The sequence below is a fragment of the Desulfoscipio geothermicus DSM 3669 genome, from assembly GCF_900115975.1.
Classification (GTDB): Bacteria; Bacillota; Desulfotomaculia; order Desulfotomaculales; family Desulfallaceae; genus Desulfoscipio; species Desulfoscipio geothermicus.
The window spans coordinates 63,787-88,652 of the sequence record NZ_FOYM01000008.1 but is presented as its reverse complement, the minus strand read 5'-3'; the positions used below and the strand labels follow the sequence as shown (position 1 = coordinate 88,652).

The following is a 24,866-nucleotide window of genomic DNA, read 5'->3' as shown; positions in this document are numbered from 1 at the left end:
TGTTTTGTTGTTAATCCGCCGGCGCCGCATGGTGGCTTCTTTTGGGTTTATCGTGGCGGCCTTTGTCGGCGTGCTGGCCCATATGTACAATATTCAACTGGTGCACGGCGATGCACTGGCCGTGCAGGCGTTGCACATGCGCTCGGAGGAAGTTGCCTTGGAAGAGTACGTGCGGGGTGAAATCACCGACCGGCATGGCGTCCCCCTGTCGGGGGGGCACTACACCAACCGGGTGGTGATTTTCCCGTCATTGATGAATAACCCGGACCATATAATAAAAAAGCTGGCAGCCCTTTTACGTATGGATACTGCAGATCTGGCCAAAAAAATGCGCCGGGGCGCTTTTTACATTGACCGATCGTTGACAAGTGCCGAATTGCGACAACTACAGGACGACAAACCGGCCGGGGTGTACCTGCTGCCGGTGTACCGGCGTTATGGCAGCAACCCGCTGGCCGTGCATGTCACCGGCTACCTGGGCAAGATTTCCAGTAAGCAGGAATACACGCGGCTAGAGAAACAAAGCAGCAAAAATTACCGCCTGGGCGATTGGGTGGGGCAGTCGGGCCTGGAATATTTTTATGAACCACAGCTAAAGGGCAGCCGTGCCGTGCGGTGGGCCCGGGTGCCGGTGGACGCCCGGGGCCGGGTTATAGAAGGCCCAGGTCTTTTGGTGGACAGCGCGGGCATCGACCCGGAGCGTCGCAATGTCGTTACCACCATCGACTCGCGTATACAGCGCATTGTAGAGCAGGTTATGGACCGGCAGATTGACAACGGAGCGGTGGTGGTAATGCAGGCGGGTTCGGGGGACATTTTAGCCATGGCCAGTCGCCCCGACTACCACCCGGACCCGCGGGAAATGGCTCAAAGCGTGCAAAAAGCAGCCGGGGAAATCTTTATTGACCACAGTACATCGCTGTATCAACCGGGATCGGTCTTCAAAACGGTGTTGGCGGCCGCCGCCCTGGAAGAAGGGCTGGTGCGGGAAGATACTATGTTTTATTGTGCCGGTGCCGGCGCGGAACCGGTACGCTGCTGGAATGAGGGCGGGCACGGGCACATCAGCTTTGCCGATGCCTTCGCTTTATCTTGCAATCCCGTCTTTGTGGAAATCGGGCGCCGGCTGGGTGCGGACAGCATCATTGAGTACGCCGGCAAACTGGGCTTGGATAACCAGCAAATCACCGGCTATCCGGTTAAAAAAGATACCAGACAGGATTTATCTTTAATTGGTAAACCATACAGCCTGGCCAACAGCAGTGTCGGGCAGGGACCGGTGCTGGTTACTCCGGTGCAGGTGACCGCCATGATGAATGCCTTAGCCTGCGGCGGTATTTACCATACCCCCCGCCTGGTGACCGGTCTCAGCGACGGTGCGGGCCATCTGGTCGAAAAGATTACCGGGTCGCTTCCCCGCAGGGCCATCGACCAGGATACGGCGGCGCGCTTGAACAGTTTGTTGCGCATGGTAACGATTTCCGGTGTGGGTCGAAAGGCCGGCGTACCGGAATGGGGCAGCGCGGGTAAGACCGGCTCGGCCCAGGTGGCTGGCGAGAATGGGCCGGTGAACGCCTGGTTTTCCGGTTACGTACCTGCTGAGAACCCCCGCTACGTGATCACCGTGCTGGTGTGCAGCGGGCGGAGCGGTGGTGATACCGCCGCTCCGGTATTCAGGGATATCGCGTCACGCATTATGAAAATACAATAAACCGGCTATACTTTGAGTAAAACTCAGGGTGTGCCGGTAATCTGCCATAAATTACAGTAATTAACCAATGAACATAATTGCCGGCATGTTTTGGGAGTTGCTTACAACAACTTTTGTGATTATAATAAGTTGTCGGAAGGAAAAATAATATAAAGTAGGAGGTCTAGGATTGCAAGAAGATTTTAATCGTGTCCCGTATTACCAGGACGTGCCGGCCAGTGACTGGAACGACTGGCGCTGGCAAATCAGGAACCGGATTACCAGTGTAGATAAGCTGCGGGAAGTGCTGGGCATCCAGGACGAGGAAGCGGGGGAAATAAGTCGCTGCCTGAAACATTTCCGCATGGCAATAACCCCTTATTACGCCAGCCTGATTGACTCTTCCAACAAAGATTGCCCGATCAAGCGCCAGGCCGTGCCAACCATAGATGAGCTCAACTTTGAAGAGGCCGATATGAGCGACCCGCTGCATGAAGACGTGGACTCACCGGTACCCGGCATTACGCACCGTTACCCCGACCGGGTGCTGCTGCTGGTCACGGATCAGTGTTCCATGTACTGCCGGCACTGTACCAGGCGCCGGATGGCGGGCGGAAAGGATCGCGCGCTGCCCCGGGCCCAGGTGGACCGGGCCATAGCGTACATTCAAAATAACAAAAAGGTTCGAGATGTGTTGATTTCGGGCGGCGACCCGCTGACTCTGTCTGACGAACATTTGGAATATATCATCCGGCGGCTCAGGGCCGTCAAGCATGTGGAAATTATCCGTATCGGCACCAGGACACCGGTGGTGCTGCCCCAGCGCATTACCCCGGAACTTTGCGCCATGTTGCAAAAATATCATCCGGTGTGGATCAATACCCATTTCAATCACCCCGCTGAAATTACCCTCGCGTCCAAAGCATCCTGTGAACGGCTGGCCGATGCCGGTATACCGCTGGGCAACCAGTCGGTATTACTGCGGGGAATCAATGACTGCACCAACATAATGAAAAAACTGTTGCACCAGTTAATGATGATGCGGGTGAGGCCGTATTACCTGTACCAGTGCGACCTTTCCCGCGGGATCGGGCATTTTCGCACATCAGTGGGCAAAGGCATAGAAATCATGGAAAACCTGCGGGGGCATACCACCGGGTTGGCGGTTCCCACTTACGTGGTGGACGCGCCGGGCGGCGGCGGCAAGATACCCGTCATGCCTCAGTATGCCATTTCCCGCTCGGACAATAAAGTCATTTTGCGCAACTTTGAAGGCAATGTATATTCATACACCGAGCCGGCAGGATATGACGCTGACTGCCACTGCGAAGACTGCAATAATAAAAAAGGGAAAAACAGCCCCGGCCCTGCGGGGTTAATGAAAGGCAATGAAGTGGCCCTGGAAATCCAACCATCCAGGAAAGCCGCCGGTTAAATTATTGGTCCGCCCGCCAGGGCGGATCTGCCATTAAAGGGAAAATAAGGAGGGAAAAATGTTTGCACCGCAAAAGCAAAATATAATTACCGAAGATACGCAAACCTTTAAAGTGAAGCTGTTGGTGGATGAATTCAGTAAGCGGGCCTGGGTAAAAAATTATGCTTACCATGACCCGGCTAAACTGGCCCGGTTTATTGCCGGCGCTTGTTCGAACCACGGGCTGGAAAAGATAATTTTCCCCGTTCGGGCAAAACACTATGATGAACTAAAAGGACAGGGGTTCTCCATGGAGGGCTGGATTGACGGGTATTTCAACGGACAAACCGCGTACTTTTTGACTTATTACCTGAAACCTGAACGTTCCATCAGCCCCCGCTTAACGGAATATATGGATCTAGTCAGACAAATTAGCGAGCGCTCCCATCGAAAACCGCATTTTTTACCATGCGAGCACCAAATTGTTACCCCCACTACCAGAGATATCCCGGCCCTTACATCTATTTTTAAAAAAGTATTTGCCACATACCCCAGCCCGGTGGATCAGCCGGATTACCTGGCCGCCGTGCTGGGTAAAACGGCGTTATTCAAGGCTGTGCGGCGCGGTCAGGACATCATCAGTGTGGCCGCAGCGGAAGTGGACTGGGCTTACCGCAACGCTGAACTCACCAATTGTGCCACCCTGCCGGCCAGCAGGGGCAGCGGCCTCATGAGCGGCATCATCGCCGCGCTGGAAAGTGAATGCCTGGCCCGGGGCATCAAGTGCCTGTACAGCCTGGCCCGGGCTTCCTCCTATGGGATGAACCTGGTGTTTCACCGGTTGGGTTACCGTTACCAGGGCACTTTGATAAACAACTGCCACATCAGCGGCGCCTACGAAGATATGAATATCTGGGTCAAATACGCCAGTTAAACGGTTGCAAAAAAGGGGACTGGCTCTTTTTTCGTTTTTTGAAAAAAGTGCCTGTCCCCTTTTTTGCCTTTTTCGCATTTTGAAAAAAGTACCAGTCCCTTTTTTCGCCCAGATTGACTAATTAGTAAAAATATCGTAACATTATAGTATTACTATTGTGCAATTATTGGGAGTGTTATTTAATATGATAGTTAGGGGAGAGCAGATTAGGGCGCTGCGGGAGGAGCGGGGCTATACCCTGCAGGATTTAGCAAAAAGGTCCAACTTGTCCCTTTCTTACCTCAGCGAAATTGAACGGGGTTCCAAAAGACCTTCCTTAAAAACCATAGATAAACTGGCAGCCGCGCTAAATGTGGCCAAAACCCAGCTTATCAAGGGAGATGTTACTGAAACCGGGCTTTCCATAGGGGATAAGATTCGCCTGCTTCGGGGGGACAAAAATTTATCATTACAGGATCTGGCCCAGCGGGCGGAAATATCCCTTTCTTATTTAAGTGAAATTGAAAGGGGTAGCGTATATCCTTCCCTGAATACTCTCAAGCGCATTGCCTTCGGACTGGAAGTATCGGTATCCTCAATAATGGGCCACGAAGGTTCGCTGGGCCATAAATTAAAAGCGTTGCGGGAGGAATACGGCTTAACCCAGGCCCAATTGGCCGGTCTGGCCGGGGTGACGGCGGGCTTAATTGGCCAGATAGAGCACGGCAAGGTACAGCCTTCCCTGAAAACACTGGAGAAAATTTCTGAAGTAATGGGTGTTTCCCCCTGCTATTTCATTATGGAGCCGGGCGCCGTGGACCAGATGCTCAGCCTGATGAACCCGGAATTGCGCGAATTGCTGATGCATCCCAATGTTCAGTCCGTTTTAAACCTGATTACCAACTTAAACGAAAAAGAACTGCAGTTTATCCTGAACTTTATCCAGCTGTTCAAGAAATCCGAGTTTAATTAAAATAATATTATTGCCAAAACACAAATCTATATATTATAATATAGCCATATAAAAATAAGGGGTATTTATATATGGCTGTAACAATTATTAAGGGTTTATGCATCGGCTGCGGAGTTTGTACACAAATGTGCCCGTCGGGGGCGCTTTCCGTGCAGGTAAAGACAGCTCACGTCAACGCGAAAATGTGTACTGAATGTGAGGAGTGTGTTTTTGCCTGCCCCAATGGAGCAATTACTTTATGATATTTCCCTGTCGGGAGGAGGTTTTACGCCATGCCTACTTACGATTTTCGCTGTGCAGATTGCGGACACAAATTTACCGTACTGGTAAGCATCAGCGAAAAGGACAAGGTTACCTGCCCCGCCTGCAGCAGTAAAGAAGTGCAGCAGCTTATCACTGGTTGCGCCGTGCGCACCGGCGGTGGCGCTTGCGATCTACCCGCTCCCGGCGGCGGGTATGCCGGCGGCGGCTGAGGCATTTAAAATAACAACGGCCGTGCGCCGGAGAAAAAAAGGGACTGGCTCCGTAAAGGGGACAGGCTCCGATTCGTTTTGTGAATCGGTACCTGTCCCCCTTTTACCGGTGCCTGTCCCCTTTTTTTACCCCTGCTCAGTGCAATATTCTTTCCAATTTGTCCTTGTCAAAACCCACTACATATTCATTGCCGACGACCACCGTGGGTACCGCCATCATGCCGGTACGGGAAACCATTTCCTGGCGCGCGCCCGCATCGGCGGCTACATTTAATTCCTGGAATAGTACGCCTTTTTGGGAAAGAAACTCTTTCACAGTGTTGCAGTGCGGTCATGTGGGTGTGGTATAAACCTTGACGGTATCCAAAAATTTAACCTCCTTTGCATTTTGTCTTTATTGTTCCCGACAGCATAAGCATATATTAAGAAAAACCAATGGGAATGATAATATGCATTTTATGGATAAAATTTACAAAGGAAAATGCTAAACTATATAGAATTTAACATTACAATTAAGGATTGGTTATACATTTTCCGGGTAGATAGTTGTTTTATAAAACCGCCTGGCGGTGCAAAATAGAATCAGGTTGTATTTGACGGGAGAGGAAACCGGGTGATGCGGAAAGTGGCTGGAGTATCCGGCATTATATTGGCCGGTGGTAAAAACGCGCGGATGGGTACTGACAAGGCCCTGCTGAAGGTGGGGCCGTATTTTATAATAGAGAGAATAGCCGGCGTTTTGTGTACCCTGGTGGATGAAATACTGGTGGTTACCGCCCGCCCGGAGCTTTACGCCCGGTACGGCGATAAGATGGTCAGTGACATTATGGGCGGGCACGGCCCGCTGGGCGGCATACACGCCGGGCTGGTCCATGCCGCCTACCCCCGGGCGCTGGTTACCGCATGTGACATGCCCTTTATCAGCGCAGGCCTGGGCGGCCTGCTCATCCGGGCCGCCGCGGGTTACGATGCGGCCGTCCCCCGCTACCGGGGGTATCTGGAACCGTTATGCGCTGTCTATACAAAGAATTGCATAGAAGTTATTGAACGACAGCTGGCCCGGGGGCAGAACAAAATAACCGGTTTTTACGACCGGGTTCGGGTCAGGTATGTGGAAGAGTCCGATTTACGGGCTGTTGAGCCAAATTTGGAGCAGGTGTTTTTCAACGTTAATACACCTGATGATATAAAAAAAGCGCAATTGATTGTGGAATAGAATTTTTAAGCAAACAGGGGGGCCCAATGCATCGTTTATTGTATCCCAGAATGTACGTCCCTTCCATACTTGAAATAAAGCCCGAAGAACTGCGGAAAAACGGCATTAAAGCCTTGCTGCTGGACCTGGACAACACGATTGTGCCCAGGGACCGGGATAAATTTTCCCCGGAAATAACAGCATGGCTTCAAGAGTTAAAAGAAACAGGCTTTCAACTGTGTATTGTCTCTAATAACAGCACCTCCCGGGTCAACAGTCTGGCCGCCCCCCTGCAGATACCCTGCGTAGTGCGGGCGGTAAAACCCCTGCGCCAGGCGTTTGTCCGCGCCCTGGACCTGCTGGGCGTCACCGCCGGGGAGACCGCTGTGGTGGGAGACCAGATTTTTACCGATATTCTCGGGGGGAACAGATTGGGCCTGTTTACCATACTGGTGGTTCCCATGGAAGGCAAAGAATTTTGGGCCACCAAGTTGATCAACCGGCGTTTGGAAAAGCCGGTGCTGGCCCGCATATCCCGGCGGGTGTCGCTCAAAGACAAAAAATACTATGTCCGCTAGGCCAGGCATGCTACGCCGGTCTGTTGAGGGGGGATGTATTATTATTGACGGCAAGACTGTGATTTACGGCATTATTGGTCACCCGGTCAGGCACAGTTTTTCGCCGGCTATGCACAATGCGGCCCTGCGCGAGGCGGGGTTGAACGGGGTGTATGTGCCCTTTGAACCGCCGCCGGAGCTTTTGCCGGAGGCCTTGGCGGGCATCCGGGCCCTGGGCATTGCCGGGTTGAACGTCACTGTGCCGTACAAGGAAGCGGTCATGCCCTACCTGGATGAACTGGCGGGGGACGCCGTTCTGTACGGGGCGGTCAATACAGTTGTTAACCACCGGGGCAGACTGGTTGGTCACAATACCGATGGTCCGGGCTTTATCAGGGCCTTGCGGGAGGACCACCGTTATAATCCGGCAAAAGGTTCTGCTTTGGTATTCGGGGCGGGAGGCTCGGCCCGGGCGGTTGCGGTTGCCCTGGCCCGCGCGGGGTGCCCCGAACTGGCCCTGGTCAACCGCCGGGTGGAAAGGGCGGAAGCGCTGGCCCGGGTTATATTCGAGGCGACAGGAATAAAAGTGCGCGTGTTCAAGTGGGATAGCGCAGGCAGTGATCTGGCGGATTTTGCCCGGCGGGCCGCGCTGCTGGTGAACTGCACCCCGGTGGGCATGGCGGGCAAGGCAGATGCTGATTTCCCGCTGCCGGAAGCGTTGCCCGGCAAGGGGCAGTTGGCCTACGACCTGGTGTATAATCCTCCCCTGACACCGTTTTTGAACCGGGCTGCCCGCAGTGGAGCCGAAATTGCCAACGGTATCGGCATGTTGCTGCACCAGGGCGCGCTATCCTTTGAGATTTGGACCGGCCGGGCCGCACCGCTGGAGGTTATGCGGCGGGAACTGTACAGGTAGGCTGATATAAAATAATCGGGTGCATCAACTTTCAACAAATCAACCTTTCAACACCCGGCACCAAAGGTGGGAGAGAATGCTGCGTTTTCTTACGGCCGGGGAATCTCACGGCCCGTCGCTGACGGCCATCGTGGACGGGATGCCGGCGGGATTGCCTCTTGAGGCCGGATATATAGACAAACAATTGGCCAGACGCCAGGGCGGGCACGGGCGGGGCGGCCGGATGAAGATTGAAACCGACCGCGTCTGTATAACTTCCGGGGTGCGGGGCGGCCTGACCCTGGGCAGCCCGGTAACCCTGGTGGTGGAAAACCGTGACTGGGAGAACTGGCACCGGGTAATGGCGCCGGGCCCGGAAGCCGACCTGGAAACCAGGGCTGTGACGCGGCCCCGGCCGGGGCACGCCGATCTGACCGGTGCTATCAAATACGGGCACCGGGACGTGCGCAACGTGCTGGAACGTTCCAGCGCCCGGGAAACCGCGGCCCGGGTGGCGGCAGGCACAGTGGCCCGCCGCCTGCTGGAAGAGGTGGGCGTTGCCATAGTGGGCTCCGTGGTGCGGATCGGCTCCATACAGGCGCAAGAACCCGCACTTACCGCCGCGGAACTGGCGGAAGCGGTGGGTAAATCTCCGGTATACTGCGCCGACCCCGCAGCAACGGAAAAAATGATCGGGGAAATCGACCGGGCCCGGGAAGAGGGGGACTCGCTGGGCGGTGTTTTTGAAATCAAAGTTTTCGGCCTGCCTCCGGGCCTGGGCAGTTACGTGCAGCGGGACCGCACGCTGGACGGCCGGCTGGCCGGAGCGCTGATGAGCATCCAGGCCATCAAAGGCGTTGAGGTGGGTGCCGGTTTTAATGCGGCTTGCTGCAGGGGGTCGGAGGTTCACGATGAATTGTATTACGCACCAGAGCGGGGCTTCTACAGAGCAACCAATAACGCCGGCGGTATCGAGGGGGGCATGTCCAACGGCGAGATGCTGCTGCTGCGGGCGGCCATGAAACCCATTCCCACCCTGTATAAACCCTTGCGCAGCGTGGATATTGCCACCAAGCAGCCCTTTGAGGCTTCGGTGGAACGTTCGGACACCTGCGCCGTGCCGGCAGCCTGCGTGGTAGGCGAGGCGGTGGCGGCATGGGAGCTGGCGGTGGCCCTGCTCGAGAAATTCGGCGGAGAAACACTGCGGGAAATCAAAACAAGGGTTGACCAATACCGTGAGTACCAGAAAGGATTCTAATGAAAAAAAACATTGTATTGATTGGCTTTATGGGCACCGGCAAATCCTCCCTGGGGCGGCAGCTGGCCCGGCGTCTTGGTTACCGGTTTGTTGATACAGACAGCGCCATTGAGGAAGTGACCGGCAAAACTGTAGAGCAAATATTCCGCCGGGACGGAGAAATTAGGTTTCGCTCCGAAGAAAACTTGCTGGCCCAGAAACTGGCCGGACAGTCCGGGTTGGTGATCGCCACGGGTGGCGGCATGGTGCTCAACCAGGAAAATGTAGAGCTTTTAAAACAAAACGGTGTGCTCATTAAATTGTGGGCCGAGCCGGAAGTCCTTCTGCAGCGGGTGAAAAGCAAAAAACGCCGGCCGCTGTTGCGCCGGGGCGATCTGCGGGAAAATGTTCTGCGACTGCTGCAGGAGCGCGATGGTTATTACGATGTGGCTGAATTTACAGTGGACACAGGCAAACTTTCCTTCGGCGAGGCAATAAACGAAATGTACCGTTATATTAAAAAAAAGGGATATCTACAATGAGAGATGTGCAAATCAACCTTGGCAACCGTTCTTACAGCATATTTATCGGGCAGGGGGTTTTAGACGCCGCGGGCACTTTGTTGACCGGCCTGCCGACCGGGCGCAAGGCGCTGCTGGTTACCAACCCAACCGTGGCGCGTCTTTACGCGGACCGTGTAACCGCCGCTTTAACGCGGGCGGGTATTGACGTTGTCCGGGCGCTAATCCCCGACGGTGAACAGTACAAAGCCCTGCAGAGCGCCGAAATGCTTTATGACCGGGCATTTGCCGCCGGGCTGGACCGGGGCTGCCCGGTGGTAGCGCTGGGCGGTGGCGTGGTGGGCGATCTGGCCGGTTTTGTGGCCGCCACGTATATGAGGGGCGTCCCTTTCGTGCAAATCCCCACTACACTGCTGGCCCAGGTGGACAGCAGCGTGGGGGGCAAGGTGGCGGTGAACCACCCCCGGGGGAAAAATATTATCGGTGCATTTTACCAACCCGTGCTGGTGCTTTCCGACACCGGTACCTTGCGCACGCTGGGGGCCGGGGAAGTGCGTTCCGGCCTGGCGGAGGTCATCAAGTACGGCATTATTAAGGATGCCGCTTTTTTTACCTGGCTGGAAAATAACCTCGATCACGTATTGGCGCTGGAACCTGCGGCACTGGCTCATGTCATTGAACAATCCTGCCTGAGCAAGGCCCGGGTGGTGGAGGAAGATGAAACCGAGCAGGGACAGCGGGCCATTTTGAACCTGGGCCACACGGTGGGGCACGCCATTGAGGCGCTGGCCGGATACGGCCGCTACAGCCACGGAGAGGCCGTGGCCATCGGCACTGCCGTAGCAGCCCGCCTGGCGGTGGACCTGGGATTGCTGCAGGAAAATGAAGAGCACAGGATAAGGAATTTGCTGGCTCGGGCCGGTCTACCTCTGGAAGTGCCCGGAGACATTTCCACCGACGCTGTCATGGCTGCCATGTACGGCGACAAAAAGACCAGGGCCGGGCAAATTACTTTTATTTTACCTGCGGCCATCGGCAGGGCGGTGATCCGTCCCGGCATGGCCGAGGAACCAATTGCCCGGGCTATTGACAACTGCCGGGCCGGCTCGGATTGAGGTTATAAATTACATATTCGCGGCGCGGGGGAGATGATCACTTGGCTGCAGTAAATTCCAAGAAATTGCTGGGAGATCAACTGATTGAAAAGGGCTTGATTACCCGGGAACAACTCTGGGAGGCCCTCAGAGTCCAGTCCAAGACCGGTGAAAAACTCGGCCAGGTACTGATTAAGCTTGGTTTTGTCCTGGAAGAAGATGTTATGGACGCCGTGGGCGCCCAGCGCGAAACCCTTGCTAACCTGGACCCCGACATGCTGCGCATGATTCCCGAACAACTGGTAAAAAGGTATAAAGCGATCCCCTTGCGCAAGGAAGGCAAAAAACTTGTTGTGGCTATGGCCGATCCGGCCAATGTGGTGGCGGTTGACGACCTGCGCCTGATCATGGGCATGGAAATCGAACCGGTGTGGGCGGATACAGTAGAAATAGAGGCGGTCATACAGAAGCATTTCGGCATTCCGGATATCGAAAAAGCCTTTGAAGACTTCGACGTGGGGATGGGGCAACCCGAAGACGAACTGGTTAGCCTGGAAGAAGAAAGTATGGCCAATGAGGCGCCCATTATTCGCCTGGTCAACTCAATAATCATCAAGGCTATTGAAGAGAAGGCCAGTGATATTCATATCGAGCCCCACGCGGCGGGCATCAGGGTGCGCTACCGCATTGACGGCGTGCTCCGGGAAGCCATGCAACTACCGCGGAAAATCAAGGCAGCGGTAATCTCCCGTATCAAGATTATGTCCGAAATGGATATCGCGGAAAAAAGGGTGCCCCAGGATGGGCGTATCAAGTTAAAATTCGGGCAGAAGGACTACGACCTGCGGGTTTCCACCCTGCCCACCGTTTATGGTGAAAAGGTGGTGACCCGGATTCTGGACAAAACCGGCATTGCCGGTTACCGCCTGGATCAACTCGGTTTCCTGGAGGAAAACCTGGTCAAGTTCCAGGAAGCGCTGCGCAACAGCTACGGTATGGTGCTGATCACCGGTCCCACCGGCAGCGGCAAAACCACCACCCTGTACGCCGTTATCAACCAGCTCAACGACGTGGAAAAAAACATCATTACCGTGGAAGACCCGGTGGAATACATGTTGGAGGGCATCAACCAGACCCAGGTGAATGTCAAGGCCGGCATGACCTTTGCCGCCGGCCTGCGTTCCATTCTGCGCCAGGACCCGGACATTATCATGGTGGGGGAAATCCGCGACCGGGAAACCGCTGAAATCGCCGTGCGGGCCGCCAACACCGGCCACCTGGTGCTGTCCACCCTGCACACCAATGATGCCCCGGGTGCCATCACCAGGCTGGTGGATATGGGCATCGAACCTTTTCTGGTGGCTTCGTCGGTGCTGGGTGTAGTAGCGCAGCGCCTGGTACGGATGATTTGCCCCCACTGCCGGGAGGCTTACAGCCTGCCGTCGGACGCGCCCGAGCGCAAATTTATGAATGCCGGATCCGGAGAGGAAATTACCCTGTACCGGGGTAAGGGATGTGAAAAATGCAGCGACGTGGGCTACCGGGGGCGGCTGCCTATTCACGAGGTGCTGCCGGTAACTTCCGGGCTGCGCCCCCTGATCGTGAGCAATGTTCCCACGGATAAATTACGGCGGCAGGCGCTGGCGGAAGGTATGATGTCGCTTAAACAGGATGGCATTATCAAGGCCAGGCGGGGCCTGACCACCATCCAGGAAGTAATGCGTGTGGCATACTCGGAATATTAAAAAATACCTAAAGGAGGCATTTAAAGGTTGCTGCACATTGATGAGTTGTTAACCCTGGCCAAGGAAAACGGGGTTTCCGATGTACATATTACTGTCAATTCCGCTCCCGCCTTTCGCCTGTACGGCTCTTTGATTCCACTGGATGATCAGGAGTGGGCGGGCAAAATAGGTCCGCTCCAGGGGGAAATAAAAAAACTAACACCCGGTGAAACCACCGCGCTGGCCCAACAAATCATGAACCCGGAACAGTACGAGCAATTCATGGAAACGGGCGACCTGGATTTTTCCTACGCCATTCCCGGTGTTTGCCGTTTCCGGGTCAACGCTTATAAACAGCAGGATAATGTCACCCTGGCCATCAGGCTGATCAATTCTCGCATCCTTTCCTTTCAAGAACTGGGTTTACCCGAGGTGTTAGGTTACCTGGCCGAAAGGCCACGGGGCTTGGTGCTGGTGACCGGGCCGACCGGCAGCGGGAAATCCACCACCCTGGCTTCCATGATTGACTTAATTAATAACAAGCACCGGCATCACATCATTACCCTGGAGGACCCCATTGAATTTGTTCATACACATAAGAAATGCATCATCAACCAGCGGGAAATCGGACAGGACAGCCGCTCATTCGCCCATGCCCTGCGGGCTGCCATGCGGGAAGACCCCGACGTAATCCTGGTGGGCGAAATGCGCGACCCCGAAACCATCGGCATCGCCATTACGGCTGCGGAAACCGGCCACCTGGTGTTTGGCACCCTGCACACCTCCAGCGCCGCCCAGACGGTGGACCGCATCATCGACGTGTTCCCGCCCCACCAGCAACAGCAGATCCGGGTGCAGTTGGCCAACACCATCCAGGGAGTGGTGGCCCAGCAGTTAATTCCCCGTATTGACAAGCCCGGGCGGGTGGTAGCCCTGGAAATTATGGTAGCCACCCCGGCCATCCGCAACCTGATCCGGGAAGGAAAAACCTACCAGGTAACTTCCCAGATCCAAACCGGTGCCAAATTCGGCATGATATCATTGGATATGTCCTTGCGCATGCTGTACATGAAGAAAATGATTTCCAGGGAAGAGGCGCTGAACCGCGCCGCGGACCCGGAAACCATGCAGAAGACCCTGGCGGGTGGCAAGTAATATTTGCCTGTCAATGAAGGAATTAGCTGAAGAATGTCGTATATGATTACCATTCCGGTTAAAAAAATTTCATTTTTGCTTAGTTATTTTTTAATTTACTTTTGGAAGGCGTGTCGCTGATGGCCCAAACTTTTGTATACCGGGCCAGAAACAGGCAGGGTAAAATCGTCCGGGGCAGCTTGACGGCGGAAAGCGCCGGTGCCGCTTCGGCCATACTCCGGGAAAAAAACCTTTTCGTGGTGGAAATAAAGCCGGGCAGGCCAGCGGTAGGGTTCAGTTTGCAGTTCCTGGAGGCGAAGGTGGGCACCAAGGACCTGGCGCTGTTCTGCCGGCAGTTCGCCACCATGATCAGCTGCGGGGTGCCCATCATCCAGTGCTTGAACATATTAATCCACCAGATCGACAACAAGAAACTGGTGGAAGCCGTCAAGGGTATGTTAGAAATGCTGGAAAAAGGCCAATCGCTGGCGGATGCGGCCCGGGCTTACCCGAAGGTGTTTCCCCGGATTTTTGTCAGCATGCTGGAGGCCGGGGAAATCAGCGGCGCCCTGGATCGCGTAATGGAAAGGCTGGCCGTCCACTTTGAAAAGGAACACGACCTGCGGGAGAAAGTCAAGTCGGCCATGACCTACCCGGCGGTGGTCGTGGTGGTGGCCGTACTGGCCGTGGCGGCGTTGATGGTGTTTGTGCTGCCCACATTTGTCAAAATGTTGACTGAATACAACGCTGAACTGCCGCTGATGACCAAAATAGTCATGGGGGCCAGCAATATCATGCGCGGCTACTGGTATGTATTCATGGTGCTGTTCCTGGCCGCCGGTTTTGCCTACCGGCGATTTACCGCCACCCGGCGGGGGCGGGTGCTGGTGGACCGGCTGTCTTTGCGGCTGCCGGTGTTCGGCGGGCTTATCAGGCGCATGATCATCTCCCGGTTCGCCCGGACGTTGAGCACTCTGCTGGCCAGCGGCGTTCCCCTGCTGCAGGCCTTTGATGTGGTGAAAAAAATAGCGGGCAACGTGCTGGTGGAAAACGCTATTGTAGAGGCGGCGGCCTGCGTCAAGGAAGGCCAGGGCATCGCCCAGCCTCTGCAGAAAACCGGTATCTTCCCGCCCATGGTCACCCGCATGATTTCCATCGGGGAGGAAACGGGCGCACTGGATACCATGCTGGAAAAAATCGCCCAATTTTACGACCGGGAAGTTGAGGACATAGTTTCCAGGCTGTCATCCATGATTGAACCGGTATTGATCGTGGGCATGGGAGGCGTGGTGGGATTCATAATCATGTCCATTATGTTGCCCATGTTCAGTATTATGAGTTCAGTTGAATGATTAATATATTGGCGAGGGAGGAGGTGAAAACAGTGAAAAAAGCCAAATTACCGGGCAACAACCGGGGTTTTACGTTGATTGAACTAATGGTTGTGGTAATCATCATCGGTATCCTGGCGGCCATTGCCATACCGCAGTTTACCAAGCAGTCTGGTAAAGCCAAAGAAAAAGCCGCTATGGGCGATCTAAAATCATTTAAAAATGCCATTGAGTTGTATTATACGGAAAATAGCAGTTATCCAGACACCGGTGATGGTGCCAATGGTGTAAAGGATGCTTTATTAGCAAACGGTGTCACGTGGCCCAAAGATGACCCATGGGGCGGTCAGTATAAGTATTACTACAAAGCTGGTGGAACTCCCGTTTATTATTTTATTTCTTCCAAATCGGAAATGGCTGACCAGGTAATTTATTGTTCGCAAACACAAGAACCGACAAAGGGAAGTGCACCTGATACAACTGGATACACAAGCAATCCTTCGTCTTAAAGTTTTAGTCCCTTGACAACGGCAGGTCATAATTTCTTGTATTATGGCCTGCCAAAGTATAATTTGGCATCCATATTCTTATACGCCAACTAACTCCCCTTTGGGTGGGTATTATGCTAAAAAAATTTATTTCCCGAAAAGGTTATACCCTGGTGGAACTGGCCGTAGTCATGCTGATTATTTCCCTGGTTGCCGCCGTTGCCGTGCCCAACCTGAACAAATCTTACGCCCGGCGCAGCCTGCAATCCGCCGCTCTGCAATTGCAGCAGGAAATCAGGACGCTGGGCCAGATTTCCATGCAAAGGGAAACCAGCGGGTATTACATAACCTTTGATTTAGACAATGACAGTTATACTATCCACGGCCCGGATGGTGCCAGAACAGTTGCCGTACCGGCAGGTGTGGACATAACTCATACAAACTTTAATAATCATGTTATTAACTTTTCGCTGCGGGGCACTCCCACCGCGGGCGGCCTTGTAACTTTGCAGAGCGATGTCACGGGCGATTTTAAATACGTTATCGTTACCCCCATTACCGGGCGCACCCGGGTCAGCGACACTCCGTCAAACAGTTGAAAACAACCACAGCTTTTTTGTTAGTGGCAGGGTGCTTTTTTTAAACGCGCAAGGTTTGAAAGAGCGGTTTATTATCTCAAATTATTCTGAATTCTGACTGCCGAATTCCAAATACCCAAATAGTAACGATTTGTTTAATGAACCGGATTTTAAATTGCTCGGAGGGCTTTTCTTGTTGGTTGGTAACAAGCGGGGTATGACCCTGGTGGAAGTGATGGTGGCCCTTTTTATTTTATCGGTTTGTGTCTTGCCTGTTTATTCCAGCCTATTGATGGGTAAAAAACAGGTGGAAAGCGCTGAAAAAAAAGCAGTGGCCCTGGAGATGGCCCAGGGCATTCTGGAAGAAGTTATGAGCCGGGACTATTCCGCCATCAATGACTTGCTGGTCATTAACAACCAGCTTAAAGCGGTGGACGCCGTTTACAACTATACGCAAGCCCTGGACCTACTCAGCCAGGGCAGGCAGAACGATTTGCTGCCCACTGCGGGCACCGCTTACAGCTATACCGTGGATGTGAGCAGCGATAACACCTACCCCAATACCATGAAAATCATCAGTGTTACTGTTTACTATACAGAAGCGGGGTCGAATGTGCAAAAAAGCGTGCAAATAACCGGGGCCAGGACCAAGAGGTGAATTACGTGCCGGATGTTGGCAAGTTGCGAAACGATAACGGTTTTACCCTGGTGGAGATGATGGTCGCCCTGGCCCTGCTGTCCGTTGTATTTACTGCGGTGAACAGCTTTTTTTTATCGAGTGTTACAGCCTGGCACCGCAGCCAGGACAAGGCCGAGGTCGAGGAAAACCTGCGTATCGGCATGAACCGCCTTTCCCGGGAATTGCGGCAGGCGGAAAGCATTGTTTCTTACGATAATACCAGCCAGCCCCGGGGCCGGCTCACCTTCCAAGCGGAAAGAAACAATGCCTTAAAAACCATCAGCTACTACTGCAGCTCAAGTGGCGACCCTGAAGCAGCTTACCAGCTGATCCGGGCGGTCAGCGGTGAGGGCAACAACCCCGTGGCCCGTTATGTAACCGGAATTTCCGTGAGCCCGGCAAATTGCGGGGCGCAAACTAAGCTGCTCACCGTCACCCTGGAAGGGGAAAAGGGAAAAAGCGGCGTGGTGCGGGTAAGCACCACCATCATGCTGCGCGGGGCAAATTGAGGGATTAATATGCGAAACGCCGGTGCAAAAAACAACGACGGCCAGGCGCTGGTGCTGACAATGATGGTACTGGCGGCGTTGTTTGTGCTGACCGCCTCGCTGGGCGTCATTACCAGCCATACCAGGGGCAATATCATCAGAGAGCAGAGTTTTACCCGGGCTTTGTACGCGGCCGAAATGGGCATGGAAAAAACGATGGCCAAAGTAATTAACGATGTCCAGTGGTTTAACGGTTTGAGCCAGGGAGTGGAAACCACTGTGCCGGTAACAATAGACCCACAATTGGCCGGTGAGTTAAGTTTCACGGTGACCGCGACAAAGCAGGGCCAGGCGACGGGGCAAATTTTCGGCACGCCGGTATTGCTGAAATCCGTGGGCCGGAGCCTGGACAGCCAGGGTAACCCGGCGGCGCAGAAAACACTGCAGTCCAACCTGCTGGTGTTCACCGCGGAAGATTACTTCAAGGGATTCAGCATTTTGCCGGAAGAACCCGTGCAAACAGAGATAAAAGGTAACGCCACCTTTGATACCCCGTTTATTTACAACGGTGATCTGATCCTGGGGGGAAGCGTGAGCGTTACCGGTACTAATCCGGTGTATACCACCGGCGGGCTGCAATTAAGCGGCAGCGCCTCCTGCGGTACAAGCATAACCAACTACCCGTATATCCCGCCTTTCCCCGACCTGGTGGCCGGCTATTACATGCAAAAAGCCGGCGATTACGGGATGGATCACGTTTATTCATCGGGCGCTTCCGGTACGAACTTTGTTTTTCCCAACAACAACATCGGGACAAATACTATCACCATTGCTCAAAACAAAAATAAGACGGAAGAAATAACAGTGTATGTATATAACGGCTTTTATTATGTGGATGGTAATGTAACTATTTCGGGCATGTACCAGGGAGATGCCGTAATCTTTGCCACCGGCAACATCAATGTTTCCAGTGACTTAACGCCCATCAATAACACGGGCCAGGTGGACCCCACGGCCGGCAGCCTGACTCTCATTGCCCCGGGCGATGTGGTGATTGAAAACAGTACGGTTTACGCCAACTTGATGGCCGGGGGGACATTTCAGGCCTGGGGCAACGCCTGGCTGTACGGGGCGGTCTGTGCCACCGGAGCCAATTTCGGCGGCGGGCAGGGCGGCGGAAGCCAGGGGGGAGGCGGCGGCAATTTTGACATGGAGTTTGAAAGCGACCTGGCCCCACAGGACAATTACGTCCCGGTAACCGCCAAAATAATCAACTGGCAGGAACTATATCCGGTTTTTGGTAACTGAAGCAACTCCAGCAATTAATATAACGTGTTGCCAGTTATTCAGTCGACTACTAATATCCGACGGGTGTTGTACTAATGAAAAAACTACTTAAAAAACTCATCCCCCGCAAAATTTCCTGCGCGGCCCTGGATATCGGCGAAAGGGAGATTAAATTTGTTTCCCTGGACCCGGACTTGTCAATGCCGGAACCCGTGACAGTGGCCCGTTACCCTACCCCGCCGGGTATATTCGGCGACATGCTCAACGAAGAGGCGCTGTCCGGCATTCTGGAAGAAATGGTGGGACAGCACGGGTTGGCGGGAACAGAGATTATTTCCGCCATCGGCGGGGATAAGGTTGTAACCCGGCATATCAGTCTGCCGCAGATGTCGCCCAGGGAATTAAACAAGGCGGTCCTGCTTGAAGCGGAAAAAGTGATGCCGGTTCCGCTGGACGAACTGGTGGTACAGCATATCGTGCTGGGGGAAGAAGAGGTGGAGGGAAACAAGCAACTGGAAATTCTTTTCGCCGCGGCGCCCCTGGCTTTAACCTACCAGTACCACGCTTTATTGCACCGCTTCGGCCTGATGCTGACGGCCCTGGATTTGCCCGCCATCGCCCTGTGGCGGCTGTACCGGCATGAAATCAGCGCTGCAGAGGACAGCGTAGCGGCCATCCTGGACATCGGGGCGGAACGGACCAACCTGGTGGTAACCCTGGCGGGTAAATTGAAATTCACCCGCACTTTGCCGGTGGGCGGCAACCTGTTAACCAGGTCGATGGCCGATATGTACGGGGTTGATTTTGCACAGGCGCAGACCATGAAAGAGGAAGACGCGCTTATTTTAAACGAGGACGAACTGGCAGGGGCGGACGCCGCCCAAATGCAGTTGGACCTTTCCCTGCGGGACGGCCTGGGCGAGCTGGTTAAGGAAATACGCCGCTCCCTGGAGTTTTATACCGCCATGGACAATACCCGGCCGGTGGATAAAATAATTCTTTGCGGCGGAACCTGCAAACTGCGTGGTTTTGACGTGTTCATGGGCGACGCCCTGAACCTGCCGGCCCAGGTAATACAAGCTTCCAGCATTAATTTTGCTGCAACCGGCGAGTATGCCTTTGACCCGTCCCTGGCGGTGGCCTACGGCCTCGCCCTGCGGGAGGTGCTTTGATTGTACGAGATAAACCTCTTGCCCCCCAAACTGCAGAGAAAACTAAACATTGATGTCAAAAAAACAGCCGTGTTTCTTGGCTTAACCTTTTTAATAACCGGGCTGGTGGGCGGCTACGGCGTGTTTCTTTTTCAGCTTTACGGCGCCCGCAGTGAAATCAACCGCATTGAAGCGCGCCTGCAGCAGATCGCGCCGCAGGTGGCCGAGGTCGAACAAATAAGAAAGGAACGACTGGCGGGGGAGAAGCAGGTCAAGGCATTTCAAACCATTATCGATAACCGGTTCACCTTCACCCCCATGCTGGAAGACATAGCCTATAACCTGCCGGTGGATACATGGCTTACCGGTATCACCGTGGAAAACCGGGAGGAATACGCGCCCCCGGGCGGGTTTGCCTCTCCGCCGGGTATGCTGGCCAAAACGGCGGAAGATTCGACCGGGGAGGCGCCAAAAACGCCGGCGGGCGCACCGGGGACCGGCAACGGGCAGAAACCATCCCAACCGGCTAACCGGCCGGTCCAAGGTCAGAAAGACACAACGGCGCCCCCACCCCCGCCCAACGTGCTGGTGCTGCAGGGCGTATCGTATACACCGGCTTCCGTGGGGGTGCTGGTACACAACCTGGCCCGGCTACCCTACTTTCAAAGCGTAAATGTGATCAAGGTGTACGAAAACACCGGGGACGAGGCGGGGCAGGCGTTCACTATCGAAGCGCAGTTGCGGGAGGTGCAACAAGATGTGGCAAAACCTGAGCTCCCGTGAAAAAGCCATGTTGATGGTTTTGGGGATTATCATTTTACTGGCGGGCTTCTATTATTTTTTGCTGAAGCCCCAGCTGGACGCCTATGCCTTGGTCACCGGGCAACTGGCGGTAAAACAGGCCGAACTGCAGAAGGCCGAGTTGACTTTGCGCGCCAAAAAGATGGAAACCAAGAAAGCCGCAGCTGTCAGGGAACAACTGGCCGATTACACCCCATTGTTTGATACCGAGTTCAGGCAGGGTTCGGCCATGGTTTTAATTGGCCTGAAAGCGGCCGACCTGCAGGTCACCGTCAGCAACCTGGAACCGGCCGGGATTGTTGACCGGGAAAGTTACCTGGTATTACCCGTGAAACTGGGACTGAAGGGAAACTACACAAATGTCCTGACGCTGTTGAATGAAATTGAAAAATTGCCCAACCTGGTGGAAATACGCACCATGGACATTAAAGCTGATGATGCGGGGAATGCCGCAGGGGAAAGCTCACCAACCGGCGGACTGCCCACACCGGGAAAAGTGCAGTGTGCGAGCGACCTGCTGATCTATTCGGACCCTACCCCCGAGGGACGGCTGTACCTGGCGCAGGAAAAAATCATGGCCTGGCGGGTTGGCAGGCCCGACCCCTTTGCCATCCCCGAGCGGGTAGCGCCCTATCCCGGCGCATCCCTGCCACCGGTGCCGGCAGGCGGCGGCCCGGAAACGACAGGCCCGGAAACCGTGCCGCTTCCGGCAGAAACTGTCCCCGGGGGAGTTACCGCCATGCCGCCCGGGTTCTGGGACAAGTTTTTTGAGGCTTTAATAGAAAGTAACAAGCCGGTGCCGGATATGATGACCGGTGAACCCGGGGTAATCGTTCCTTCGGAAACCGGGCAGGCTTTGCAGTCCGAAAGTGAACCAACCGTGCCGCCCGGAGAGGGCAGTTAAACCGGGGCTGGTGCGAAACGCAAATGGCGCGGACACCAATAATAAAGCTGCTTAATTATTTAACAATAAGTGACCGGGAGGCCGTTATGAAATCATTATTACCTGTTATAATGCTGGCGATGCTGTTTTGCATGCCCTCCGGGGCCATGGCGGCGGACTACGACTTGCTGGTCAACGGCGCCGGTCTGGGCACGGTGACATTTTCGGGTGGGGACCCCGGACAGGTTCCGGTGCCGGTTCGGCCGGTTTTGGAAGCCCTGGGCTGGCAGGTCGGCTTTGACAATCAGAGCAAGACGGTCTTACTGGGGCGGGGCACTGTTTTCATTAAACTTCCCCTGCACCAGCGCCGGTTTGAAATAAACGGCAGAGCCACCGCCATGCGTTTTCCCGCTGTGGCGGAGAATAATAAAAGCTACGTGCCGCTGGCTTTTTTCCAGCGGGCCGCCATATGCCGGGTGAACTGGGACGGCCAATCGCAGGCCTTGGATTTTAATGATAAATAATGTTCCCGATACAAGGAGAAGTTGGTCATGGCTAAGTCTGACAAGTCCAGGATTGACGAACTGGAAGCCCTGCTGAACATTACCTCGGTATTGCATTCCACCCTTGACCTGGAAGAGGCCATTACTATTGTTCTTGACCAGGTAATGAACCTTTTCGGCGCCGAGGCCGGCACACTTTGGCTTTTGACGGACGAGCGGGACGCCGTGATCCCCCTGGTGGCGCGGGGGCCCAAGGCTGACTCCCTGCGGGGCCTCAAACTGAAGCGCGGTGAAGGGCTGGCCGGGCAGGTTATCGAGACCAGGCAGCCGGTCCTGGTGGAGGACGTCACCAAGGATGCAAGGTGGGCCGGCAGGTTTGACAGCGATACCGGTTTTGTCACCCGTTCCATGCTGGTGGTCCCCCTGATCGCCAAGGAAGGCCGGGTAATGGGTTCGCTCCAGTTAATCAATAAAAAAACCGGGGAACTGTTCCATCAAAATGACCTGCGTTTGTGCATGGCCGTGGCCGACCAGGCCGGCACCATTATTCACAACAGCCGGCTTTATACATACCAGTCGAAATTGCTCCCGTCCGTCATCAAGTCCATCAATGCCGCGGTGGACGCCCGCACGCCCTACACCATAAACCATTCTTACAAGGTCAGCCGTTACAGCGTGCTGCTGGCCGAAAAGCTCGGCCTGGAAGGGGAAGACCTGGAGACTGTTGAAAGGGCGGCGCTGTTCCATGACATCGGCAAAATCAACCTGCCCGACAGAGTGCTCAACGCCCTGGGGCCGCTGGACGAAAAGGGCTGGCGCCTGATGAAGCGCCACCCGGCCATCGGAGCCAAAATCATTTATCAAATGGAGCCCAAGCCCATGTTGCGGCAGGTCTGGGCGGGCACCCTTTACCACCACGAGCGTTACGACGGTACCGGTTATCCCGCCGGGCTGAAAGGGGAAGATATACCGCGGGTGGCGCGAATTATCGCGGTGGCCGACGCATTTGACGCCATGACCTCGGAGCGGCCGTACCGGGTGGCTCTCAGTTTTCACCAGGCCGCGGAAGAACTCATAAAGCATGCCGGGACGCAATTCGACCCGGAACTGGCGCATATTTTCGCCCGGATTGTCCGCAGCGAGCCTGAGAAAATCAGAGATATTCTTTTGCATTTATAACATATTATAAAAACAAGCAAACTGGAAAATACTACTTTGGGGAAAGTGAAAAAGCATAATCAGGTGGTGTTGAAATTGGTAGAACAGGCATTGCTGAAAGAGGTTTTACAGGAAGCGCTGAAGAACGGCGGTGATTTTGCCGATATATTCGTAGAACACAAGAAAATAACCGGCATCGGCTGCGAGGGGGGCAAAATAGAACGCATCCACTCGGGCATTGAAGCGGGCGCCGGTATCCGGGTGGTTTCCGGCGATTCCACCGCGTACGCTTACACCAACGACCTGGGCCGGGACGGCCTGCTGGAAGCCGCGCGCATTGTCAGCCACGCCGGCGGCGGCAAAAACGACATCAACCTGGAATTGCGCCGCCTGCAGCCGCAGGTATTATTTGCCATCCGGCAGCGCCCGGATGCGGTGACTACCGAACAGAAAGTGCGGGCGGTAAAGGCGGCGGATGAAGCGGCCCGGTCGGTAGACCGGGAGAAAATCAAGCAGGTCATGGTGGGCTACGGCGACGTGGTGCAAAAGATTATCATCGCCAACAGCGAGGGCGACTACGTGGAGGATGAGCGGGTGCGCACCCGGCTGATGGTCCAGGCCGTGGCGGCCGAGGGTGAAGTGATCCAGACGGGATACGAAGCCGCGGGCAGTCACAGCGGCTTTGAACTGCTGGAGCGCGATAAGCCGGAGGAAATCGGAGCCGCCGCCGCCCGGCGGGCGGTGCGGATGCTGGCGGCCCGCCCGGCGCCGGCGGGCCGGATGCCGGTGGTGCTGGCCGGCGAGGCCGGCGGCACCATGGTGCACGAGGCCTGCGGTCACGGCCTGGAGGCCGACCTGGTGCAAAAGGGGCTGTCCGTTTATGCTGGAAAAAAAGGCCAGCAAGTGGCAGCGGAAAATGTCACTGTAATTGATGACGCCACCATGCAGGATCGTTACGGTTCCTACAGTTTCGACGACGAGGGCGTGCCCGCCCGCAAGGTGGTGCTGATAGAAAACGGCATTTTAAAGGATTACCTGTACGACCGGGTGACCGCCAAAAAAGAAGGGGTGGAACCCAACGGCCACGGGCGCCGGGAATCCTACCAGCACAAACCGATCCCCCGCATGGCCAACACTTACATCGCCCCGGGCAGGGACGACCCGCGGGAAATCATCCGCAGCGCGGGCAGCGGGCTGCTGGTCAAAAAAATGGGCGGCGGGCAGGTGAACACCACCACCGGCGACTTTGTATTTGACGTGGCCGAGGGCTACCTGATCAGGGACGGGCAAGTAGGCCCCATGGTGCGCGGCGCCACTTTAACCGGCAACGGCCCCGAAGTGCTGCGGGTGGTGGAGAAGGTGGGCTCGGACCTGGGGTTCACCATCGGCACCTGCGGCAAAGACGGCCAGGGCGTGCCGGTCAGCGACGCCCAGCCCACGCTTTTGATCCGGGCCCTAACCGTCGGCGGCACGGCACATGGAGAGGAATAGCGGCAGAAAAGGTGCCAGGTGTTGAAATGTTGAAAAATCTTCGATTTTCAACATTTCAACACCTGGCACCTATCAAGGCGGCGAAGGCTTTGAGGAACAGCGCAACTAGCGGTAAAAAAGTTTTTATTGCCAAGAAAGCATACGCGAAAAAGGTGCCTGTCCCCTTTTTCTTGATAAATGTCTTATGGATCACTTTATTATATATTTT

At 54.9% G+C, this 24,866-nt stretch carries 27 protein-coding genes; 26 read left to right on the top strand and 1 reads right to left on the bottom strand.

Features of this window, described 5'->3' with window-relative positions; genetic code table 11:
* Nucleotides 1-4: 4 nt before the first annotated feature.
* The 6 genes from BM299_RS06540 (at nt 5) to BM299_RS06515 (ending at nt 5,463) form a co-directional block, all read left to right on the top strand.
* The gene (locus BM299_RS06540; protein WP_165608209.1) at nt 5-1,711 is read left to right on the top strand and encodes a peptidoglycan D,D-transpeptidase FtsI family protein; all 1,707 of its coding nucleotides are present in this window, start codon (nt 5-7) and stop codon (nt 1,709-1,711) included.
* 169 nt (nt 1,712-1,880) lie between these two features.
* The gene (gene kamA, locus BM299_RS06535; protein WP_092482666.1) at nt 1,881-3,125 is read left to right on the top strand and encodes a lysine 2,3-aminomutase; all 1,245 of its coding nucleotides are present in this window, start codon (nt 1,881-1,883) and stop codon (nt 3,123-3,125) included.
* 58 nt (nt 3,126-3,183) lie between these two features.
* Nucleotides 3,184-4,038 carry a putative beta-lysine N-acetyltransferase gene (gene ablB, locus BM299_RS06530; protein WP_092482665.1) on the top strand — a complete coding sequence of 285 codons (855 nt, stop codon included), beginning with the start codon at nt 3,184-3,186 and terminating at the stop codon, nt 4,036-4,038.
* 184 nt (nt 4,039-4,222) lie between these two features.
* Nucleotides 4,223-4,990: a helix-turn-helix domain-containing protein gene (locus BM299_RS06525; RefSeq protein ID WP_092482664.1), complete on the top strand. Its 768-nt coding sequence runs from the start codon at nt 4,223-4,225 to the stop codon at nt 4,988-4,990.
* A gap of 71 nt (nt 4,991-5,061) precedes the next feature.
* Nucleotides 5,062-5,232 (top strand): 4Fe-4S binding protein, encoded by a 171-nt coding sequence (locus BM299_RS06520; protein ID WP_092482663.1) that lies wholly within the window; start codon nt 5,062-5,064, stop codon nt 5,230-5,232.
* Between the two features lie 30 nt (nt 5,233-5,262).
* Nucleotides 5,263-5,463, top strand: a complete 201-nt coding sequence (locus BM299_RS06515; RefSeq protein WP_092482662.1) for an FmdB family zinc ribbon protein — start codon at nt 5,263-5,265, stop codon at nt 5,461-5,463.
* A gap of 136 nt (nt 5,464-5,599) precedes the next feature.
* On the opposite strand, the gene BM299_RS06510 is transcribed toward BM299_RS06515, so the two are convergent.
* Nucleotides 5,600-5,830, bottom strand: a complete 231-nt coding sequence (locus tag BM299_RS06510; RefSeq protein ID WP_165608208.1) for a glutaredoxin domain-containing protein — start codon at nt 5,828-5,830, stop codon at nt 5,600-5,602.
* A gap of 249 nt (nt 5,831-6,079) precedes the next feature.
* Here BM299_RS06510 and mobA point away from each other — a divergent pair, with 249 nt between their 5' ends.
* The 20 genes from mobA to BM299_RS06410 all read left to right on the top strand — a co-directional run bounded on the left by mobA (nt 6,080) and on the right by BM299_RS06410 (nt 24,658).
* Entirely contained in the window at nt 6,080-6,679 is a 600-nt protein-coding gene (mobA, locus tag BM299_RS06505; protein ID WP_165608207.1) for a molybdenum cofactor guanylyltransferase, read from the top strand.
* A gap of 26 nt (nt 6,680-6,705) precedes the next feature.
* Nucleotides 6,706-7,236 carry a YqeG family HAD IIIA-type phosphatase gene (locus BM299_RS06500; protein WP_092482659.1) on the top strand — a complete coding sequence of 177 codons (531 nt, stop codon included), beginning with the start codon at nt 6,706-6,708 and terminating at the stop codon, nt 7,234-7,236.
* Complete coding sequence (locus tag BM299_RS06495; protein WP_245779675.1) at nt 7,226-8,131, top strand: shikimate dehydrogenase; 906 nt, start codon at nt 7,226-7,228, stop codon at nt 8,129-8,131. The genes BM299_RS06500 and BM299_RS06495 overlap by 11 nt, the downstream gene beginning before the upstream one ends.
* Nucleotides 8,132-8,207: 76 nt before the next feature.
* Nucleotides 8,208-9,368 (top strand): chorismate synthase, encoded by a 1,161-nt coding sequence (gene aroC / locus BM299_RS06490; protein ID WP_092482657.1) that lies wholly within the window; start codon nt 8,208-8,210, stop codon nt 9,366-9,368.
* The gene (locus BM299_RS06485; protein WP_092482656.1) at nt 9,368-9,889 is read left to right on the top strand and encodes a shikimate kinase; all 522 of its coding nucleotides are present in this window, start codon (nt 9,368-9,370) and stop codon (nt 9,887-9,889) included. The genes aroC and BM299_RS06485 overlap by 1 nt, the downstream gene beginning before the upstream one ends.
* Nucleotides 9,886-10,983: a 3-dehydroquinate synthase gene (aroB, locus tag BM299_RS06480; RefSeq protein WP_092482655.1), complete on the top strand. Its 1,098-nt coding sequence runs from the start codon at nt 9,886-9,888 to the stop codon at nt 10,981-10,983. Before BM299_RS06485 ends, aroB begins: the two co-directional genes overlap by 4 nt.
* A 41-nt stretch (nt 10,984-11,024) precedes the next feature.
* Nucleotides 11,025-12,707 (top strand): GspE/PulE family protein, encoded by a 1,683-nt coding sequence (locus BM299_RS06475; RefSeq protein ID WP_092482654.1) that lies wholly within the window; start codon nt 11,025-11,027, stop codon nt 12,705-12,707.
* Nucleotides 12,708-12,734: 27 nt separating this feature from the next.
* On the top strand, nt 12,735-13,841 hold the full coding sequence (locus BM299_RS06470; RefSeq protein ID WP_281246362.1) for a type IV pilus twitching motility protein PilT: 1,107 nt from the start codon (nt 12,735-12,737) through the stop codon (nt 13,839-13,841).
* A gap of 119 nt (nt 13,842-13,960) precedes the next feature.
* Nucleotides 13,961-15,172, top strand: coding sequence for a type II secretion system F family protein (locus BM299_RS06465; RefSeq protein WP_092482653.1), 1,212 nt, complete (start codon nt 13,961-13,963; stop codon nt 15,170-15,172).
* A 32-nt stretch (nt 15,173-15,204) separates the two neighbouring features.
* A complete protein-coding gene (locus BM299_RS19925) occupies nt 15,205-15,660 on the top strand; it encodes a prepilin-type N-terminal cleavage/methylation domain-containing protein (RefSeq protein WP_425429474.1) in 456 nt (151 codons plus the stop codon).
* Nucleotides 15,661-15,773: 113 nt separating this feature from the next.
* Complete coding sequence (locus tag BM299_RS06455; RefSeq protein ID WP_092482651.1) at nt 15,774-16,238, top strand: type II secretion system protein; 465 nt, start codon at nt 15,774-15,776, stop codon at nt 16,236-16,238.
* A 172-nt stretch (nt 16,239-16,410) separates the two neighbouring features.
* Nucleotides 16,411-16,875, top strand: a complete 465-nt coding sequence (locus tag BM299_RS06450) for a prepilin-type N-terminal cleavage/methylation domain-containing protein (RefSeq protein WP_092482650.1) — start codon at nt 16,411-16,413, stop codon at nt 16,873-16,875.
* Nucleotides 16,876-16,880: 5 nt separating this feature from the next.
* Complete coding sequence (locus BM299_RS06445) at nt 16,881-17,405, top strand: PilW family protein (protein WP_092482649.1); 525 nt, start codon at nt 16,881-16,883, stop codon at nt 17,403-17,405.
* A 9-nt stretch (nt 17,406-17,414) separates the two neighbouring features.
* Nucleotides 17,415-18,692, top strand: a complete 1,278-nt coding sequence (locus tag BM299_RS06440) for a hypothetical protein (protein ID WP_092482648.1) — start codon at nt 17,415-17,417, stop codon at nt 18,690-18,692.
* Nucleotides 18,693-18,766: 74 nt separating this feature from the next.
* Nucleotides 18,767-19,843, top strand: coding sequence for a type IV pilus assembly protein PilM (gene pilM / locus BM299_RS06435; RefSeq protein ID WP_092482647.1), 1,077 nt, complete (start codon nt 18,767-18,769; stop codon nt 19,841-19,843).
* Nucleotides 19,844-20,605, top strand: a complete 762-nt coding sequence (locus BM299_RS06430) for a PilN domain-containing protein (protein WP_092482646.1) — start codon at nt 19,844-19,846, stop codon at nt 20,603-20,605.
* Nucleotides 20,580-21,527, top strand: coding sequence for a type IV pilus inner membrane component PilO (locus BM299_RS06425; RefSeq protein ID WP_092482645.1), 948 nt, complete (start codon nt 20,580-20,582; stop codon nt 21,525-21,527). The genes BM299_RS06430 and BM299_RS06425 overlap by 26 nt, the downstream gene beginning before the upstream one ends.
* 86 nt (nt 21,528-21,613) lie before the next feature.
* Nucleotides 21,614-22,030, top strand: coding sequence for a copper amine oxidase N-terminal domain-containing protein (locus BM299_RS06420; protein ID WP_165608206.1), 417 nt, complete (start codon nt 21,614-21,616; stop codon nt 22,028-22,030).
* A 27-nt stretch (nt 22,031-22,057) separates the two neighbouring features.
* Complete coding sequence (locus BM299_RS06415) at nt 22,058-23,188, top strand: HD-GYP domain-containing protein (RefSeq protein ID WP_092482643.1); 1,131 nt, start codon at nt 22,058-22,060, stop codon at nt 23,186-23,188.
* A 75-nt stretch (nt 23,189-23,263) separates the two neighbouring features.
* On the top strand, nt 23,264-24,658 hold the full coding sequence (locus BM299_RS06410; RefSeq protein ID WP_092482642.1) for a TldD/PmbA family protein: 1,395 nt from the start codon (nt 23,264-23,266) through the stop codon (nt 24,656-24,658).
* Nucleotides 24,659-24,866 lie beyond the last annotated feature (208 nt).

Excerpts from the sequence above, each read along its gene's own strand:
- ablB (WP_092482665.1), top strand. The coding sequence starts at position 3,184 with ATGTTTGCACCGCAAAAGCAAAATATAATTACCGAAGATACGCAAACC.
- BM299_RS06525 (WP_092482664.1), top strand. The coding sequence starts at position 4,223 with ATGATAGTTAGGGGAGAGCAGATTAGGGCGCTGCGGGAGGAGCGGGGC.
- BM299_RS06520 (WP_092482663.1), top strand. The coding sequence starts at position 5,062 with ATGGCTGTAACAATTATTAAGGGTTTATGCATCGGCTGCGGAGTTTGT.
- BM299_RS06515 (WP_092482662.1), top strand. The coding sequence starts at position 5,263 with ATGCCTACTTACGATTTTCGCTGTGCAGATTGCGGACACAAATTTACC.
- mobA (WP_165608207.1), top strand. The coding sequence starts at position 6,080 with ATGCGGAAAGTGGCTGGAGTATCCGGCATTATATTGGCCGGTGGTAAA.
- BM299_RS06500 (WP_092482659.1), top strand. The coding sequence starts at position 6,706 with ATGCATCGTTTATTGTATCCCAGAATGTACGTCCCTTCCATACTTGAA.
- BM299_RS06495 (WP_245779675.1), top strand. The coding sequence starts at position 7,226 with ATGTCCGCTAGGCCAGGCATGCTACGCCGGTCTGTTGAGGGGGGATGT.
- aroC (WP_092482657.1), top strand. The coding sequence starts at position 8,208 with ATGCTGCGTTTTCTTACGGCCGGGGAATCTCACGGCCCGTCGCTGACG.
- BM299_RS06485 (WP_092482656.1), top strand. The coding sequence starts at position 9,368 with ATGAAAAAAAACATTGTATTGATTGGCTTTATGGGCACCGGCAAATCC.
- aroB (WP_092482655.1), top strand. The coding sequence starts at position 9,886 with ATGAGAGATGTGCAAATCAACCTTGGCAACCGTTCTTACAGCATATTT.
- BM299_RS06465 (WP_092482653.1), top strand. The coding sequence starts at position 13,961 with ATGGCCCAAACTTTTGTATACCGGGCCAGAAACAGGCAGGGTAAAATC.
- BM299_RS06455 (WP_092482651.1), top strand. The coding sequence starts at position 15,774 with ATGCTAAAAAAATTTATTTCCCGAAAAGGTTATACCCTGGTGGAACTG.
- BM299_RS06440 (WP_092482648.1), top strand. The coding sequence starts at position 17,415 with ATGCGAAACGCCGGTGCAAAAAACAACGACGGCCAGGCGCTGGTGCTG.
- pilM (WP_092482647.1), top strand. The coding sequence starts at position 18,767 with ATGAAAAAACTACTTAAAAAACTCATCCCCCGCAAAATTTCCTGCGCG.
- BM299_RS06425 (WP_092482645.1), top strand. The coding sequence starts at position 20,580 with ATGTGGCAAAACCTGAGCTCCCGTGAAAAAGCCATGTTGATGGTTTTG.
- BM299_RS06420 (WP_165608206.1), top strand. The coding sequence starts at position 21,614 with ATGAAATCATTATTACCTGTTATAATGCTGGCGATGCTGTTTTGCATG.
- BM299_RS06415 (WP_092482643.1), top strand. The coding sequence starts at position 22,058 with ATGGCTAAGTCTGACAAGTCCAGGATTGACGAACTGGAAGCCCTGCTG.